This window comes from Algoriphagus zhangzhouensis, from assembly GCF_900148515.1.
GTDB classification, from domain to species: Bacteria; Bacteroidota; Bacteroidia; order Cytophagales; family Cyclobacteriaceae; genus Algoriphagus; species Algoriphagus zhangzhouensis.
Genome location: NZ_FRXN01000007.1, coordinates 103,513 through 119,996, shown reverse-complemented (window position 1 = coordinate 119,996; position 16,484 = coordinate 103,513). Strand labels below are relative to the sequence as shown.

Genomic DNA, 16,484 nt, shown 5'->3' with positions numbered 1-16,484 from the left:
AATCAGATCCATGCAAAAACGCCTTGTCTTAGATCAGCAACAGATTGGCATCATTCTCAGAAGGTTTTGCCATCAACTGATCGAAAATCACGATAATTTTGAGAATACCGTACTTCTTGGTCTTCAGCCTAGAGGTAGTATCCTATTGGACCAATTAGCCCCTGTTTTGGAAGAAATTTCAGGCATCAAGGTTCCATTTGGGTATTTGGATGCTACATTTCACCGAGATGACTTTCGCAGGAGAGACTTTCCTCTGAAAGCCAATGAAACCAAGATAGATTTTTTAGTAGAGGGCAAAAAGGTAATCCTTGTCGATGATGTGTTGTACAAAGGAAGATCAGTTCGTGCTGCCATGGATGCTATGATTGCCTTTGGTAGACCTCAGAAAGTGGAATTAATGGTTTTGGTTGATCGAAAATTGACCAGAGATTATCCGATAATGCCAGACTATTTTGGTATTCGGGTCAATACCTTGGATAGTCAATATGTTCTGGTAGAATGGGCCAACCAAGGTCAGGAACAAGACGCAGTTTGGATCACAGAGAAAGTTAAAAGCTAAACATGTCACAACTCAGTACTCGCCATCTATTAGGAATCAAAGATCTCACGCCAGAGGATATTAATTTGATTCTTGATACAGCGGCCAACTTCAAAGAGGTGATCAATCGACCGATCAAAAAAGTGCCTTCACTTCGCGATATCACGATTGCCAATGTCTTTTTTGAAAACTCCACTAGGACAAGATTGTCATTTGAGTTGGCGGAGAAAAGACTTTCCGCTGATGTGATCAACTTTTCCTCCAGCAATAGTTCTGTGAAAAAGGGAGAAACCTTAGTGGATACTGTCAATAATATTCTTTCCATGAAAGTGGATATGGTGGTGATGAGACATAGCAGTCCAGGAGCGCCTCATTTCCTTTCAAAAAATGTGAAAGCCAATATCGTCAATGCAGGAGATGGAACGCATGAGCACCCTACTCAGGCATTGTTGGATTCATTTTCTATTCGTGAAAAGTTAGGAGATCTAGCAGGAAAGAAAGTGGCGATCATTGGAGATATTCTTCATTCACGAGTGGCACTTTCCAATATTTTCTGCCTTCAGAAAATGGGAGCCGAGGTAATGGTTTGTGGTCCGATCACTCTTTTGCCAAAGCATATCGAAAGCCTTGGTGTCAAAGTTGAATTGGATGTGAAAAAAGCATTGCAATGGTGTGATGTAGCCAATGTGCTTAGAATCCAATTGGAAAGACAGCAAATCAAATATTTCCCAAGCTTGAGGGAGTACTCTCTTTACTATGGAGTGAATAAAAAGATGTTGGATGAATTGGACAAAGAAATTGTAATCATGCACCCTGGCCCGATCAATAGGGGAGTTGAATTATCCTCAGATGTAGCTGATTCGGAGCATTCCATCATTTTGGAACAGGTCCAGAATGGTGTGGCAGTTCGGATGGCTGTTCTATATCTTTTGGCTGGAGCCAAAAACTAAAAAAGAGAGGCTTGAATAAAAAAAAACGGCTGTTGTACCAATTCGTTCAACAGCCATTTTTTTTGATTTCAATTCTCAAATCATATTCCTCTCCATCTTCCACCGCCGACATAAAAACCAAAAGTAAAGCCGAAGTATTGGTTGATTGCCTCGCCGATCACATCTCCACTTGTGTTTTGGAGGTCACTTGGTGGAACAAAATTGTATTCTGCACCCATTCTGAATTTACCTAGTTCGATACCAGCTCTGACCATTGGACCCCATTTAAAGGATGCTTCTAAATTTCCAATGGTATCAGGATCGTCAATTACAGAAGAGTCAAACTCAACGGAGCTCAAAGTATAATAGCCAAAACCTGCTCCTATATAAGGTGCAAAGTTGCTGCCGCCATTATTGAAATAATAATCAAAAGTTCCAGCAATAGACGCATTCGCTGACACTTCTCCTTCATAATCTTCTGAAACGTCATAATAGGTAACATCTTTTGCCAAAGCTGCGACTCCAAATCGGATACCTACATTCATATTGTTGGAAATATTGATTTTGGGTTCTAAGTTGACTAATGCTCCAATTCCGCCTCCTTTAGGAATAGCTGGACCTAGATCCAATCCCATTCGAAATCTGCCTGATTGCTGGGCGAAAGTCACTTGTGCTATAGCAGCAATGACAAGTGTAAGCAGTAACTTTTTCATATCGTTTAGGGTTAATTTTGTTTTTTCTCCTTTTCTCAAAAAAGGTTCCAAATATGTCAAATTCCAATTTTGAGCATTAGTTTAGAATCAAAATAGATTCTATGCTGAATGTAAGCAACTTGGTAAAGCGTTATGGTAAACAAAACGCTGTAAATAACATTTCATTTCAATTGGATGGTGGCGAAGTAGTTGGATTGCTTGGCCCAAATGGTGCGGGAAAGAGTACAACCATGAAATGTATTGTTGGACTACTCAGAAAAACCTCAGGTGAAATTACGATTGGTGGGTATGACCATCTTTCCGTGGAGGCAAAAAAGCTTTTTTCTTTCATTCCCGAGACTCCTTATGTCTATGACTTACTGACTGTTCAGGAGCATTTGCAATTCATCGCTCAAGCCTATGGAGTCAAAAATTGGAAAGAGCGGGGAGGGGAATTGTTGGAGATTTATGATTTGACGGATAAGGCCAATAAACTGGGTAGAGATCTTTCAAAAGGTATGAAGCAGAAGGTTTCGATTTGCTGCGCACTTCTTCCAGATCCACAGCTTTTATTCTTTGATGAGCCGATGATTGGCTTGGATCCCAAGGCGATAAAAAATACGAAGCGGATTTTTAAAGAGCTGAAAGAAGCTGGTAAGACCATTTTAGTGAGTACTCATTTGATCGATTCCGTTGAAACGATTGCTGATAGAATCATGATTTTGAAAGATGGAAATATCTTGGGAAATGACACTATTTCGAACTTGAAAGAGCAATTCGTCAATGATGAAAATGAAAGTTTGGAGGATATATTTTTAGAATTGACAAAAGATGTATGAGATCAAATTGCTTTTGAGAAAAGACCTCTGGATTCTCAAAAACAACCTGCTTTTAATTCTTAGAAATCCTCTTCGGTTAATTCCATATGCCGTATTGGTTGGGTATTTTTTCTTTATCTATTCGATGAGGATGAAAAGGAGAGATGAGGATGGATTGTCTGATCAGATTCCAGAGTTTGATGTCCATGGACTTCCACAAGTAGATTTTGCATTGCAAAATATTCTAGGAGGGATTACAGTCTTGGCTTTGGGCTTTCTGATCTATCAGCTTTATCGAGCAACGTAAAAGAATGTCAGCTTTTTTAAAATGGCAGATGTCAATTTGCTTTTTCCTTCTCCAGTAAAGCCAGAGAACTTGTTGATTTATTACATGGGAAGGTCGATTCTTCCAGCACTTGGGGGGAGTTTGCTTTTTATTATTTATGGCGCTAGTCAGATGGCAGACAAGATTGATCTAAGTGCTTCGAATATCCTGTTTCTGATGCTTGGGTTTTCCCTGTTCTTTTTCATGATCTCTCCCTTAAGATTTTTGATTTACACCCTCCATACGAAATATGGTGTGATGGATTATATCAAGAATGGAGTCATTGTTCTTGCAATTTTGCTAGGTGCGATGATTTTGATTCCCGGTTTGATGGCAGAGAAGTTTTGGCAAGGAATGTTTTCTTGGATTTCTTCGTCCTGGTTTGACTTTTTTCCAATTGTAGGCTGGAGCCGAGGAATTATGAGTTTCCTTGCTCATGGCAACTGGATTTTGTCTATGGCATTTGCAGGGCTTTATGTTGTTGGTTATTTCGTAGTGCTTCGGTTAGTCTTGGATTCCGCTGGGTATTACTATGAAGATGTGCTGGAGGCTACCAAATCCAATGAAGAGCAGCAGCAGAAAGCAAAAGGTAAGAAGGAAGTTTCTGAGGGTAATTTTAGTTTCAATTCCAAAAAACAGTTGGCCTTACCAGATTTTGGAATTGGAGCCAAAGCGTTTTATTGGAGAAGTTATGTCCATTCTAGCAGGCAAGATTTCCACCCTCTCTTTGGGATTTATAGTTTGGTGATGGTGATATTGGGAGTTGTATTTGCCGTACTTTCGAATTTTGACTGGTTTTCTCACAAAATCCTCAATGTCTATATTTTGATATTGATCGGGTTTTATTTCTTGTCAGGTATTAGTCGAGCAAGCATAGGAGATTTGCGAAAGCCTTATTTCTTTTTGATCCCTGCCAGTTGGTCATCCAAACTATGGAACATTATCAAATTAGATCTGATGCAGATTACCTTGTTTTCAATTGTTTTGATAGTTCCAGCGGTATTAATCGCAGGTCTTCACTGGGCTTTGATTCCAATATTTCCGATTGCCATCTTTTTGGCTTATATGACTGGTTTATCCATAAACATGATTCCAAAGATCGGATTAGAAGAAGGATGGGATCAAAAACTGATCAAACCCGTGCTGATAGGAGGAGTTTTCCTTTTTGGAATTATTCCCACGATTGTTTTTGCGGTGATCATTTTTATTCTTACAAACCAGTTTGTGTGGACATTATTGACTTTTGTGGTAGGCTTAAATATCGTAGCTGGGATTTTGATTCATGTTTTGCTGGATATTTTGAGCCGGTTGGAGTTTAAAGAGGTTTCTTAGCTGACATAGGAATACCAAATGGAATTTTCTGGAGAATTGAGAAGTTTGAAGCTAGAGGGATAAGAAATTTCTCTAATTTTGAGCGAACCATAAATAACCAATTATGATCTACAACTCTATCATAGAAACCATTGGGAATACTCCCATGATTCGATTGAATAAGCTTTCCAAAGACATCAAGGGAGAAGTTCTGGTAAAAGTTGAATACTTCAACCCGGGCAATTCCATGAAAGACAGGATGGCTATCAAAATGGTGGAAGATGCCGAAAAAGCCGGGATTTTGAAGCCTGGAGGTACGATCATAGAAGGTACAAGTGGAAATACCGGAATGGGGCTGGCATTGGCAGCAGTTGCCAAAGGATACAAATGTATCTTCACAATGGCAGACAAGCAGTCCAAGGAGAAAATCGATATTTTGAAAGCGGTTGGCGCTGAGGTGATTGTTTGTCCAACCAACGTTTCACCTGAGGATCCACGGTCTTATTATTCTGTTGCGAGAAAATTGAATAAGGATATTCCCAATTCTTTTTATCCAAACCAATACGATAACTTATCCAATACGGCGGCTCACTATGAAACTACCGGGCCTGAAATCTGGAATGATACTGAAAGGAAAATCACACATTATGCCGCTGGTGTAGGAACAGGTGGATCTATGTGTGGAACGGCTACCTACTTGAAAGAGCAAAATCCAGACATCGTTTCTGTGGGTATCGATACATATGGATCTGTATTTAAAAAATATAAGGAGACTGGGATTTTTGACGAAAAGGAAGTTTATCCCTATCTGACCGAAGGTATTGGAGAAGATATCTTACCCAAGAATGTCAATTTCGATGTCATCGACCATTTCATCAAAGTCACTGACAAAGATGCAGCTGTGATGACACGCCGATTGGCTAGAGAAGAAGGCCTTTTTGTGGGTTGGTCCTGTGGATCGGCTGTTCATGGAGCATTAGAATATGCAAAGGAAAACCTGAAAGAAGGAGATGTGATGGTGATTATCTTACCAGATCATGGAACTCGCTATTTAGGTAAAGTCTATAATGATGATTGGATGAGAAACCATGGTTTCTTAGAAGGTAAGTCCTACTCCACAGCAAAAGATATTATCTCCAAAAGACCAGCGAACTATTCCTTGGTTTCGGTCAAGAAATCAGATTCTGTGAAAGAAGCTATCGGCTTGATGAATAAAACTTCTGTTTCGCAGATTCCAGTCATGGATGGCGATGAGGTGGTAGGAAGCTTAACTGATACCAAATTGCTTTCTAAAATCATCGAAAATCCAAGCCTAAAAGATGCAGGAGTGGAAGAGGTGATGGAAAGTTCAATGACATTTGTGGCAAGAGATAGTACTTTGGATGTGCTTTCATCCATGATTGAAAAAGAAAAAGCTGTGTTGGTGAGAGATGAAAAAGACCAAATTCATATTATCACCAAACATGATATTTTAGAAGCGTTTACCAATTAATTTAACACACATTGATCAATCCGAGAAAGGTTGAGCGTCTGCTCAATTCCCCGATTCAATTTGATATTGATACGGCACTCAAAAGAGGTTGGGAGCTTTTCAAAGCCCAACCTTTAATTCTTATCGCCTATTTCTTGATAGTAGCAATTGTGCAATTTGGAGCAACCTATTTCTTGGAGGACTTTTCAAGTATTGTGAGTATTCTGGTTGCACCTCCCTTGACGGCAGGCTTTTATTTAGTCGCTAATAAAATCAGTCGAAATGAGCGGGTAGAGTTCCAGGATTGTTTTGATGGTTTTAAATTTTGGCTTCCTGTAGTTTCAGTCAATATCATTTCAGGGATTATTACAGTTTTGGGAGTAATAGCACTCATAATTCCAGGGATTTATCTAGGTGTTGCGTATGCTTTTGCTATGCCTTTCGTTCTATTTGCGGGGACTGAGTTTTGGACATCGATGGAATTGAGCAGGAAATTAATCACCAAAGTTTGGTGGAGATTTTTTGCTTTTGTTCTCCTTTTAGTGGTGATCAATATCATTGGGCTATTATTCTTAGGAGTAGGCTTTTTGGTATCAGGACCATTTAGCTATATGGCTGTATATGCTGCCTTTGAGGAATTGACAGGAGATTTGTTGATTGAAGATGAGCCTGAAAACTCTCTACCCACCAGTCAATTTTAATTGATTTCCTGATATAAAGTTGATTTTGGGTCTCTCAGATCTGCAGTTCCATTAACTCTCGATTTAAACTTCCATCCCTTGGAGGTTTTTACAAGCGTGTCGGTGTATTGTGAAATCCGAGTTATTTGGGCAGGACTTTCACTTACATCAACGAATAAATTAACTACGATTCCTTTAGCTCCTGTCTCTGTCGGTACAATTAAAGGAGTCAAAGGTGCATGGCGGATATTTCTTGGTTCTCTTGTAGCGAACTCGATCAGTGCTTGTCTTCCAATTACCTTGTCTCCAAATGCACCGTCCTCGGTGAACAAATCAGCAAATGCTTCTCCGTCTCCACTATCCAAGACTATTGGGTAAGTAAAATAGAGCTGTAGGATTTCTGTGTAATCATCTGCTTTGAGCTTTTTGGTTTTTTGTGCATAGGAGATTTGAATAGAAACCCAAAAGCAAATAAGAAAGAGGAATGTCAAGAAATAGGAGAAAGGGTTGGATGTAGTCATAATGGGTTTGAGAAATAATTAATTAGAGAGAATGATCTCACCTAATTAAAAAATAACCATTAATGACTTGTCCTGTACTATCTTGAGAGTATGTCTATGATTACTCTTCAATCAGAATAATTTTCTATATTCGAGTTCGAAATTATCCTTTAACTCTTTGCTTGCAAAGCCCCAATTTTCATTCATAATGGAAATGGGGCTTTTTTATTATTTGGTTTAAGCGCATAGACTTAAAGTGTTTTTATTCCTCCTTACCGTTTATATGGAGATTTTTTGTTTGAATAAAATTAAAGTGCTTGATCTACAGGTTTTTAAAAATTTAATAAGGGCATTTGCACTAAATAAATTAGATCAAAGGGACTAAAACCTTATATTGGAAGCTTATTCAAAAAGCAAGATTTCGCATTTTTCTTCTATTTGAAGCTTTTGAGGGTTGTTTTTTATCCTTGATTCTCTAATTCTATATCGTATTCTGAGGAGGTGGCTTTATGTGGCAAGAGAGTGATGATTGAGCTTTTGAAAGGAAAATCAATTATTAATTACCTATTAAGCTTATGAAGAAACTTATGACGGTCTTTATGTTTCTTTTAATAGCAACGTTTGCATTTGCGCAAGACGTCACTATTAAAGGGAAGGTATTAGACGGAGATTCGGGAGAACCCCTTCCTGGGGCAAATATCCTGGTGAAAGGCACTGTTCGTGGAACAGTGACAGATGTAGATGGCAATTATGTCATCAATGCAGACAAGAATTCAACTTTGGTATTCAGTTTTGTAGGATATCAGTCTGTTGAGGAAGTGGTTGGAAATAGATCAACTATCGATGTTACCCTTGCAGGTGAGCAATTGGGTGAGGTCGTTGTAGTAGCCTATGGTACTCAAAAGAAATCTGACTTGACTGGAGCAATCGGTACTTTGTCGACTGAGGATATCGGAAGTCAGTCAGTAACCAGTGCTGCCAATGCACTATCGGGTAGAGTTTCTGGTGTCCAATTGATTCAAGGCTCTGGTCAGCCAGGAAATGATAACCCGACTATTCAGATTCGTGGTATTGGTACTGTGAGAACTAGCGCAGGCTCTCAAACAGACGATTCTGCTCCATTAGTTTTGGTAGATGGAGTTCAATCTACTTTAAATGATGTGCATCCAAATGATATTGAAAGTTTTTCAGTATTGAAAGACGCTGCATCGGCGGCAATTTATGGAGCTAGAGCAGCGAATGGGGTGATTTTGGTGACAACCAAAAGAGGAAAGTCAGGAAAAGCAAAAGTGAATTTTGATTCTTATATCGCCTTCCAAAGCCCTACAACAACCCCGAAAATGCTAAGCTCTTATGATTTCGCAAGATTGAAAAATGAGGCGCAAACCAATGTGGGTTTAAATGAAGTTTATACTGCTGAAGAATTAGAGCTTTTCAAAAATGGTGATGATTCAAGGTATTATAGCGGACCTACACTTTTTGAGCAAGGATATGTCAATGGCGCTCCACTTCAGAACTATTACCTATCTGTCAATGGTGGCACTGAAAACACGAAATATCTTTTCTCTGTGGGTTATCAAGATCAGGAAGGTATTGTGATCGAGACCAATTCCAAGAGATATAATTTCAGATCCAATATTGATTCAAAGATTTCTGATAAAGTAAGAGCAGGGTTCAATATTTCTGGAAGTTTGACAGATAGCAATGAGCCAAATTATAGTGGTTATGGAGTTACCCAGTTGGTCAGAGACATGATCAGAAGAACTCCTCTCAATCCTATGACTTATGAAAACGGCTACGTTTCTGCCGGAAATGCAGCTTTGGTAGGAAGAACCTCTACAGGTATTCACCCAATCGGATTGGCAAAATATGGTGGTAAGAACAATACCAAATATTATAGAGCGACTCCAAATGTGTATTTGGAAGTCGAGCCAGTAAAAGACTTGGTGTTCAAAGCCAATGGATCGGTTTACGTTCAGGATAGAAAGCAAAGCCAGTTTAGATCCAAAATGACCGTTTCTGACGGAGTAAATGTATTCTCATCAAACGGTTTGGGAAGTTATATGGAAAGTGATCTATTGAGCACTACTTCAACTTTCGAAATGACAGGTAGATACCAAAAGTCGATTGGAAAATCTCATTTATCTGGATTGATAGGGTATACTAGTCAGAGTTTCCGTTCCGATTACTTGGCAGCCTCAAATCAAGGCTACAACAGCAATTTGTTGACAGAATTGGACGCGGCGACCTTGAATCCAAGTGTTTCTGGAAGTGCCAGTGAATGGGCATTGGAATCACTTTTTGGAAGAGTAAACTATGATTATGAAGGAAAATATCTGGCAGAAATGAATGTCAGATATGATGGTTCTTCGCGATTTGGCGCTAATAATAGATATGGGGTTTTCCCATCATTCTCTTTGGGTTGGAATATGGCCAAAGAAGAATTTATGAAAGATCTAAGCGATATCAATGAATTCAAGTTCAGAGGGAGTTGGGGACAATTAGGTAATCAGAATATTGGTAACTACTCCAGTGTTTCTACCATCAACTTGGATCAGCCTTATGTTTTCGGAAACTCATTAGTAAGTGGCGGAGCAGCTATTGCAATGGCTAACCCTAATGTGAGATGGGAGACCACAGAAACAACCGATATCGGATTAGATGCGGTCCTTTTTGATTACAAACTTTCTTTGACTGCAGATTACTATGTGAGAAAATCGAAGAATGTCCTTTTGAGCCCACCGATTTCGGCAACTCTAGGAAATCTTTCTCCGCCTGTTCAAAATCAAGGAGAAGTAGAAAACAGAGGTTATGAGTTGTCTTTGAATTACTATGGTATGGCTGGAGATGACTTCGAATACAGCATCTCTGCCAACTGGTCCCATAATGACAATAAGGTGCTAAAGCTGGATAGTGAATTCTTGTCTTCAAATAAAGTATTGACCAAAGAAGGCTATCCGATTAACTCATTCTATGGTCATAGAATTATTGGGATTTTCCAATCGGATGCTGAGGCTCAAGATACTGACAAGTATGGAGTACAGCCTGCTGGATCAGCTGCATCTGCTGGTGATTATATCTATGAAGATACCGATGGAAATGGTGTAGTGAATGCTGCTGACCGGGTGATTATCGGTAACCCAAATATCAGAAACACCTTTGGTACAACTTGGACTGCAAACTACAAAGGGTTCAACTTCCGAGTATTATTCCAAGGAGTTTTGGGTAGAGATGTCGAGAATGGTGTATACGGGACAGATGGTCTAAGAGGGTATGAAAACCTAACGGAGCGATTCCTGGATCGTTGGACTCCTGAAAATCCAAATACGGATGTGTCTAGAGTTGCAACTAATTACAAGTACAACACTTCCCTTTTCGTAGGACCTGCATTGTCTAACGCGATTTTGGATGCTTCTTATTTGAGAATGAAGCATATCGAATTGGGTTATGCTTTCCCGAATGAATTAACTCAGAATATTGGTCTTTCAAATTTGAGAGTATATGTGTCTGGTCAAAACTTGTTGACTTTCACAAAATTCGTAGATGGATTTGACCCAGAAGATGCTCAGACCTTTAATAATGTAAATGATAGCTACCCACAAGCCAAGTCATTTACCATGGGACTTAATGTTTCATTCTAATCCCAAAAATCAAAATGAAAAAATATATAGGACTATTCATGCTCATTCTTACTTTGGGATGTGCAGACCTGGAGCGATATCCGCTCAATTCAATCGGTGCCCCTCAGTTTTGGGCAACTGGAGATGATGCAATCTTAGGCATCAATGGTGTATACAATGTATTGGCAGATAACCATATGTATCGGGAGTTTATGAGACATACTGATGCGATAGCTGACAATGCCTATTCCCAATATTCTTTTAGCTATTATTTAGAGATTAGTGAAGGAAGAGGGTTTGATGCATCAAGTGTATGGCCGAGAAATATTTGGAAAAAATCATATGAAGGTATCGTTCGTGCCAATGAAGTGATTTTGAATGTGCCGGCTATCACAATGGATGAGACATTGAAAGCTAGAGTGATCGGTGAAGCGAAGTTTTTGAGAGCTTTGTTTTATTTCCATTTGACCAATCTTTATGGTAATGTTCCTTTGGTAATTTCAGAACAAACTATTGAAGAGTCTTTGGTACCCCGCGATCCAAAATCAGCTGTTTTGGATTTAATAAAAAGTGATTTGGAAAGTGCGGCTTCCAGTCTTCCGGAAGCTTATGGAAGTTCTGAAATGGGCAGAGCTACCAAAGGTGCAGCATTGGCATTGAAAGCAAGAGTTCATCTATATAATAAGGAGTATGCTGAAGCTATTGCTGCTGCAAATCAGGTTACATCACTTGGTTACGATTTATTGGCTACTGAAAACTTTGCTTCTATGTTCTTGCCAAGTCAGGAGAATAACTCCACCGAATCAATTTTCGAAGTTCAGTTTTTAGGAAATACCGGAACCAATGGTGTTGGTAGTTCTTTCAATTCAAGCTCTGGAGCAATACCAGCTTTTGGTGCAGGATCTTACCATCCGATTCAGGAGTTTGTTGACTTTTTTGAAGAAGGTGATATCAGAAAAGATGCAACTGTTCTTCAAGATGGGCAGGAGTTTGCAGGTATTGCTTTCTCAGGAGTAAGGACTCCGACGGGATACGCTGCGATCAAAGGAGTAATTCCTGATGAAATGGTGACTGGAGATGGTGATGCGAATTTCGTCGTTCTTCGATATGCTGAAATTATATTGACAATAGCGGAAGCTGAGAATGAATTAAATGGACCAACTTCTATTGCATACGATGCGGTAAACAAAATCCGTAATCGTGCAACTTTGGAGAATCTACCTGAAGGACTTTCTCAAGAAGAAATGAGAGAGGCTATCAAAAGAGAAAGAAGAGTAGAGTTGGCATTTGAAGGCCATCATTACTTTGACCTGTTAAGATATGGTGCTGAAGATTTGAAAGAGGCTATGGAAAGTGTAAAGAGTGTGCCTTCCCATGAGCGAGTTTTTGATGAAAAGCTTTTGATGTGGCCAGTTCCACAAGCAGAGATTAATATCAATCCCAATCTATTGCCTCAAAACCCGAATTGGTAATTTAATCCAGTTTGGAAATTAAAAAGCCCTTCAATTTTATTGGAGGGCTTTTTTGTGTTTAATGAGAAGATAATTCGGGAGAGTTCTTATTGAGGATAAATTCTTAGAATTTTTAATGGAGTTTTCTAGAAATCGCAGAAAATCAGTACCTTTGCAGTCCGTTCGGGTGAGCGGAGTGTTTTGGGTAGTCCTAAAGCATTGATTTACAACTAAAAACCCGCAGTCGACTGACCCGCTGACTGATGGGAATTCAGGGTTATCACTATTATGTCTAATAATTCAGATTTTAACTGGGAAAACTTCGAAACCAAAGGATTCGGAGAAGGCTATTCCAAAGCGCAACGTGAGGAAATGGCTCAAATGTACGAAGGTACATTGAACGAGATCACTGAGAAAGAAGTGATCAAAGGAACTGTAGTAGGTGTGAACGACAAGGACGTGATCATCAACATCGGTTTCAAATCCGACGGTTTGGTACCATTGAACGAATTCCGTGATTTGGAATCAATCAAGCCTGGTGACGAAGTAGAAGTATTCATCGAAGAGCAGGAGAATGCTTTGGGTCAGTTGATCCTTTCCCGTAAAAAAGCAAAAATCGTTCGTGCTTGGCAGGATATCGAGAGCGCATTTGAAAATGATAGCGTAATCGAAGGTCTTGTGAAGAGAAGAACCAAAGGTGGTTTGATCGTAGATATCTACGGTGTAGAAGCCTTCTTGCCAGGTTCTCAGATCGATGTGAAGCCTATCAGAGATTTCGATATCTATGTAGGTAAGAAAATGGAAGTGAAAGTGGTGAAAATCAACCACGCTAACGATAACGTAGTCGTTTCTCACAAAGTGTTGATCGAGAAAGATCTCGAGAAGCAAAAAGCAGAGATCCTAAACAACCTAGAGAAAGGTCAAGTTTTGGAAGGTGTGATCAAGAACATGACCAACTTCGGTGTATTCATCGATTTGGGTGGTGTAGATGGTCTACTTCACATCACAGACATCTCTTGGGGACGTATCAACCATCCAGAAGAGGTATTGCAGCTTGATCAGAAAGTTCAGATCGTTGTTCTTGACTTTGATGATGACAAGAAGAGAATTTCTTTGGGTATGAAGCAGTTGACTGCTCATCCTTGGGATTCTTTGGCTGGCAACTTGGAAGTTGGATCCAAAGTACAAGGTAAGATCGTAAACGTAGCTGACTACGGTGCGTTCTTGGAATTGGCTCCAGGTGTAGAAGGTTTGATCCACGTTTCTGAAATGAGCTGGTCTCAGCACTTGAGAAACCCTGCAGACTTCGTGAAAGTAGGAGACGAAATCGAAGCTGTAGTATTGACTTTGGACAAGGATGACAGAAAAATGTCTTTGGGTATCAAGCAATTGACCGAAGATCCTTGGACTAAGGAAGATATGGGTACTAAGTACGCTGTGGGTACTAAGCACAAAGGTGTGGTTCGTAACTTGACTAACTTCGGCTTGTTCCTTGAATTGGAAGAAGGTATTGATGGTTTGGTTCACGTATCTGACCTTTCTTGGACTAAGAAAATCAAGCACCCATCTGAGTTTGTTAAAGTTGGAGACGAGCTAGAAGTAGCTGTTTTGGAACTTGACGTTGAAAACAGAAGATTGGCTCTAGGTCATAAGCAATTGGAAGAAAATCCTTGGGATACTTTCGAATCTGTATTCCCTGTAGGATCTGTTCATAAGTGTACTGTTGTTTCTAAAAACGACAAAGGTGCAGTATTGGAACTTCCTTACGGTCTAGAAGGATTTGCTACTTCTAAAAACTTGGAGAAAGAAGACGGATCTCAAGTTGAGGTTGGTGAGTCTTTGGACTTCAAAGTAGCTGAATTCTCTAAAGATGATAAGAGAATCGTTATGTCTCACACTGCAATGTTCCGTGAAGAAATCAAGCCTGCTAAGAAAGCGGTGAAGAAGAAGGAAGATGCAGCTGACAACTCTCCAGCAGAGAAGTCTACTCTAGGTGACTTGGATGCTTTGGCAGAATTGAAAGAGAAAATGGAAGGAAAGAAGTAATTCTTTTCTAATCGATAATAAAGGAAGCGCCGACAGAAATGTCGGCGTTTTTTGTTTGTAGCAATATGGGATTTGGATTCGTATTACTTAAAACCTAAATTTTATTCTATGAAAAACCTATACACCTTATTGTTTGTTTTTTTTATCTCTTCAGGGATTACTTTTGCTCAAAATCCTTTCATGGCTGGCGTATCTTATGGAGCCAATAGGGCTGAATTGGTGGATTCAAGCCCTATGGCTTGTGGTTCTGCTTTTTATGCTAAAAAATATTTCCAGGAAGTTGGGGTTTCAGTAGCTAAACGAATTGGGAGAAAATGGGAGGTCCAAAGTGGCTTGATCCATGGATCTGGTGAGGTGATGATCAATGCAGATTATGGAGAAGGGGTTGAACCCCATTCTTATGCAGATATTTCTATTTACTCCATCCCGGTTCAAATGAAGTTTTACCCATTACCATTTGTTTTTATAGCTGCAGGACCTGTTTTTGATTTTGGGGAAAGGGATAGTTCTTTTGATCAATCTGGTGTTGGTTTCCAAGGTGGAATTGGTGGTCATTATCAAACAGGTAGAGTAAGGTTTACCATAATGCCCAATGTGAAAATGCACAGAGCTTTCGGAGGTGACAAATTGGACGTCAATGGAAGAGTGGGACTTTCTGGGATTCAATTTGGAATGGCTTACCAGTTAGGAAGTAAATAAGCTGTTCTTTTAATTTTAGTTGATGTGAAAAAGACTTTTCTCATAGCTGCTTCTTTCTTTTTGGCTTTGTCAATTTCCATTGCTCAATCTTCTTTGAGAGTTGGAACTCATGTGGAGATTTCAAGTGCACTAGTTGATCAATCTGAGACATACGGAGGAGCAAGTCTTGACCTTCAGAAATATCGGGTTCTTGGTTTGAATTTTTCCAAATCCTGGAATGAAAAATGGGAATTGCATACGGGGATCTATTCTGCTAAAGCAGACCATATTATCACTCCTGCTCCGGGTTTGGATTTACCGGTAAGAACGGAGGACTTCTCATTATTGTCTATCCCAGTCTTAGGAAGCTATTCATTCCTCCCTTTTGGCTTTGTCACAGCTGGACCCGTTTTTGATTTTCAGCTTTCTGATAGTGATTATTTAAATCAAAGCGGGATCGGGTATCAAATTGGTGTAGGAGGAAAGTATCAGGTAGACCGAATCCGTTTTGCACTAATTCCAAATTTCAAAAGACATGGAGTGATTCTTTATGATTTTCCAAGTCGCAAAAGAAATGTAATGGAATTTGGATTGAGGTTCGAAGTCGCTTATCAAATCAAATAGAAATTGACGAAACTAATATCAAATGGCATCTTTTTAAAGATGCTTTTTTGTTTCTATAAGTAGATGATCGAAGAAAATCATCCCAACAGCCCATATCCGTGTCTCCACGGATCAATTCTGGTTTTATTTTAATGCCTGATTTTAGGGATCGCTTTGATAAAGGATGAGATAGAAGGTCTACATTCGGAAAAATAGCAAGGCTTCCAAGGAAGGTTCGAACTGCTGTCCAAGGTTTTTTGAAGAAGAATTGGGTTGAAATAAAAAAAAGCACCCTTTATAGGATACTTTTAAATGGAGGTCGCGATAGCGGACCTGCCTTCAGCAGGCAAACAACGTTTGCAAGGAAGGTTCGAACTGCTGTCCAAGGTTTTTTAAAGAAGAATTGGGTTGAAATAAAAAAAAGCACCCTTTACGGATGCTTTTATATAGAGGTCGCGATAGCGGACCTGCCTTCAGCAGGCAAGCAATGCTTCCAAGGAAGGTTCGAACTGCTGTCCAAGGTTTTTTGAAGAAGAATTGGGCTGAAATAAAAAAAAGCACCCTTTGAAGGATGCTTTTAAATGGAGGTCGCGAGCGGATTCGAACCGCTGTACAAGGTTTTGCAGACCTCTGCCTAGCCGCTCGGCCACGCGACCCGTTGAAATCGGAATGCAAATGTAGGAATTAATGGTTCTGAAGCAAAAATGGAATCGAGATTTTTTCGCAAAATCGGATATTTATTTCTGCCAAGTTTTGTTTGAACGGTAAAAAAAAACTTAGGTTTTTCTTGATTTTTCAAACTGTACCAAAATGACACAAAGC

Annotated in this window: 12 protein-coding genes, 1 tRNA gene and 1 pseudogene; 11 read left to right on the top strand and 3 right to left on the bottom strand. The window is 39.6% G+C overall.

The window, feature by feature from the left end:
- Positions 1-10: 10 nt before the first annotated feature.
- Both pyrR and BUF13_RS19920 read left to right on the top strand, forming a co-directional pair.
- Positions 11-559: a bifunctional pyr operon transcriptional regulator/uracil phosphoribosyltransferase PyrR gene (gene pyrR, locus BUF13_RS19925; protein WP_073573588.1), complete on the top strand. Its 549-nt coding sequence runs from the start codon at positions 11-13 to the stop codon at positions 557-559.
- Between the two features lie 2 nt (positions 560-561).
- Positions 562-1,488, top strand: coding sequence for an aspartate carbamoyltransferase catalytic subunit (locus BUF13_RS19920; RefSeq protein WP_073573587.1), 927 nt, complete (start codon positions 562-564; stop codon positions 1,486-1,488).
- A gap of 80 nt (positions 1,489-1,568) precedes the next feature.
- On the opposite strand, the gene BUF13_RS19915 is transcribed toward BUF13_RS19920, so the two are convergent.
- A complete protein-coding gene (locus BUF13_RS19915) occupies positions 1,569-2,180 on the bottom strand; it encodes a porin family protein (protein WP_073573619.1) in 612 nt (203 codons plus the stop codon).
- 101 nt (positions 2,181-2,281) lie between these two features.
- On the opposite strand from BUF13_RS19915, the gene BUF13_RS19910 reads away from it, so the two are divergent.
- From BUF13_RS19910 to BUF13_RS19895, 4 genes and pseudogenes are all read left to right on the top strand, one after another.
- Entirely contained in the window at positions 2,282-2,998 is a 717-nt protein-coding gene (locus tag BUF13_RS19910; RefSeq protein WP_073573586.1) for an ABC transporter ATP-binding protein, read from the top strand.
- Positions 2,991-4,634 (top strand): annotated as a pseudogene (locus BUF13_RS19905) (putative ABC exporter domain-containing protein). Before BUF13_RS19910 ends, BUF13_RS19905 begins: the two are co-directional and overlap by 8 nt.
- A gap of 103 nt (positions 4,635-4,737) precedes the next feature.
- Positions 4,738-6,105, top strand: a complete 1,368-nt coding sequence (locus BUF13_RS19900; RefSeq protein WP_073573585.1) for a pyridoxal-phosphate dependent enzyme — start codon at positions 4,738-4,740, stop codon at positions 6,103-6,105.
- 11 nt (positions 6,106-6,116) lie between these two features.
- A complete protein-coding gene (locus tag BUF13_RS19895; RefSeq protein WP_083586534.1) occupies positions 6,117-6,785 on the top strand; it encodes a DUF2189 domain-containing protein in 669 nt (222 codons plus the stop codon).
- Here the strand turns inward: BUF13_RS19895 and BUF13_RS19890 are convergent.
- A complete protein-coding gene (locus tag BUF13_RS19890) occupies positions 6,782-7,285 on the bottom strand; it encodes a nuclear transport factor 2 family protein (protein ID WP_073573584.1) in 504 nt (167 codons plus the stop codon). The genes BUF13_RS19895 and BUF13_RS19890 overlap by 4 nt on opposite strands.
- A gap of 578 nt (positions 7,286-7,863) precedes the next feature.
- Here BUF13_RS19890 and BUF13_RS19885 point away from each other — a divergent pair.
- From BUF13_RS19885 to BUF13_RS19865, 5 genes are all read left to right on the top strand, one after another.
- The gene (locus BUF13_RS19885; protein ID WP_166669862.1) at positions 7,864-10,905 is read left to right on the top strand and encodes a SusC/RagA family TonB-linked outer membrane protein; all 3,042 of its coding nucleotides are present in this window, start codon (positions 7,864-7,866) and stop codon (positions 10,903-10,905) included.
- 14 nt (positions 10,906-10,919) lie between these two features.
- The gene (locus BUF13_RS19880; RefSeq protein WP_073573582.1) at positions 10,920-12,356 is read left to right on the top strand and encodes a RagB/SusD family nutrient uptake outer membrane protein; all 1,437 of its coding nucleotides are present in this window, start codon (positions 10,920-10,922) and stop codon (positions 12,354-12,356) included.
- A 267-nt stretch (positions 12,357-12,623) separates the two neighbouring features.
- Positions 12,624-14,381: a 30S ribosomal protein S1 gene (gene rpsA / locus BUF13_RS19875; RefSeq protein WP_073573581.1), complete on the top strand. Its 1,758-nt coding sequence runs from the start codon at positions 12,624-12,626 to the stop codon at positions 14,379-14,381.
- Between the two features lie 108 nt (positions 14,382-14,489).
- Positions 14,490-15,080: a hypothetical protein gene (locus tag BUF13_RS19870; RefSeq protein WP_073573580.1), complete on the top strand. Its 591-nt coding sequence runs from the start codon at positions 14,490-14,492 to the stop codon at positions 15,078-15,080.
- 24 nt (positions 15,081-15,104) lie between these two features.
- Positions 15,105-15,683: a hypothetical protein gene (locus BUF13_RS19865; protein WP_073573579.1), complete on the top strand. Its 579-nt coding sequence runs from the start codon at positions 15,105-15,107 to the stop codon at positions 15,681-15,683.
- A gap of 561 nt (positions 15,684-16,244) precedes the next feature.
- On the opposite strand, the gene BUF13_RS19855 is transcribed toward BUF13_RS19865, so the two are convergent.
- Positions 16,245-16,318: transfer RNA gene (locus BUF13_RS19855), tRNA-Cys, on the bottom strand.
- Between the last annotated feature and the right edge of the window lie 166 nt (positions 16,319-16,484).

Excerpts from the sequence above, each read along its gene's own strand:
- rpsA (WP_073573581.1), top strand. The coding sequence starts at position 12,624 with ATGTCTAATAATTCAGATTTTAACTGGGAAAACTTCGAAACCAAAGGA.
- BUF13_RS19890 (WP_073573584.1), bottom strand. The coding sequence starts at position 7,285 with ATGACTACATCCAACCCTTTCTCCTATTTCTTGACATTCCTCTTTCTT.
- BUF13_RS19915 (WP_073573619.1), bottom strand. The coding sequence starts at position 2,180 with ATGAAAAAGTTACTGCTTACACTTGTCATTGCTGCTATAGCACAAGTG.
- BUF13_RS19900 (WP_073573585.1), top strand. The coding sequence starts at position 4,738 with ATGATCTACAACTCTATCATAGAAACCATTGGGAATACTCCCATGATT.
- BUF13_RS19880 (WP_073573582.1), top strand. The coding sequence starts at position 10,920 with ATGAAAAAATATATAGGACTATTCATGCTCATTCTTACTTTGGGATGT.
- BUF13_RS19885 (WP_166669862.1), top strand. The coding sequence starts at position 7,864 with ATGTTTCTTTTAATAGCAACGTTTGCATTTGCGCAAGACGTCACTATT.
- BUF13_RS19920 (WP_073573587.1), top strand. The coding sequence starts at position 562 with ATGTCACAACTCAGTACTCGCCATCTATTAGGAATCAAAGATCTCACG.
- pyrR (WP_073573588.1), top strand. The coding sequence starts at position 11 with ATGCAAAAACGCCTTGTCTTAGATCAGCAACAGATTGGCATCATTCTC.
- BUF13_RS19910 (WP_073573586.1), top strand. The coding sequence starts at position 2,282 with ATGCTGAATGTAAGCAACTTGGTAAAGCGTTATGGTAAACAAAACGCT.
- BUF13_RS19870 (WP_073573580.1), top strand. The coding sequence starts at position 14,490 with ATGAAAAACCTATACACCTTATTGTTTGTTTTTTTTATCTCTTCAGGG.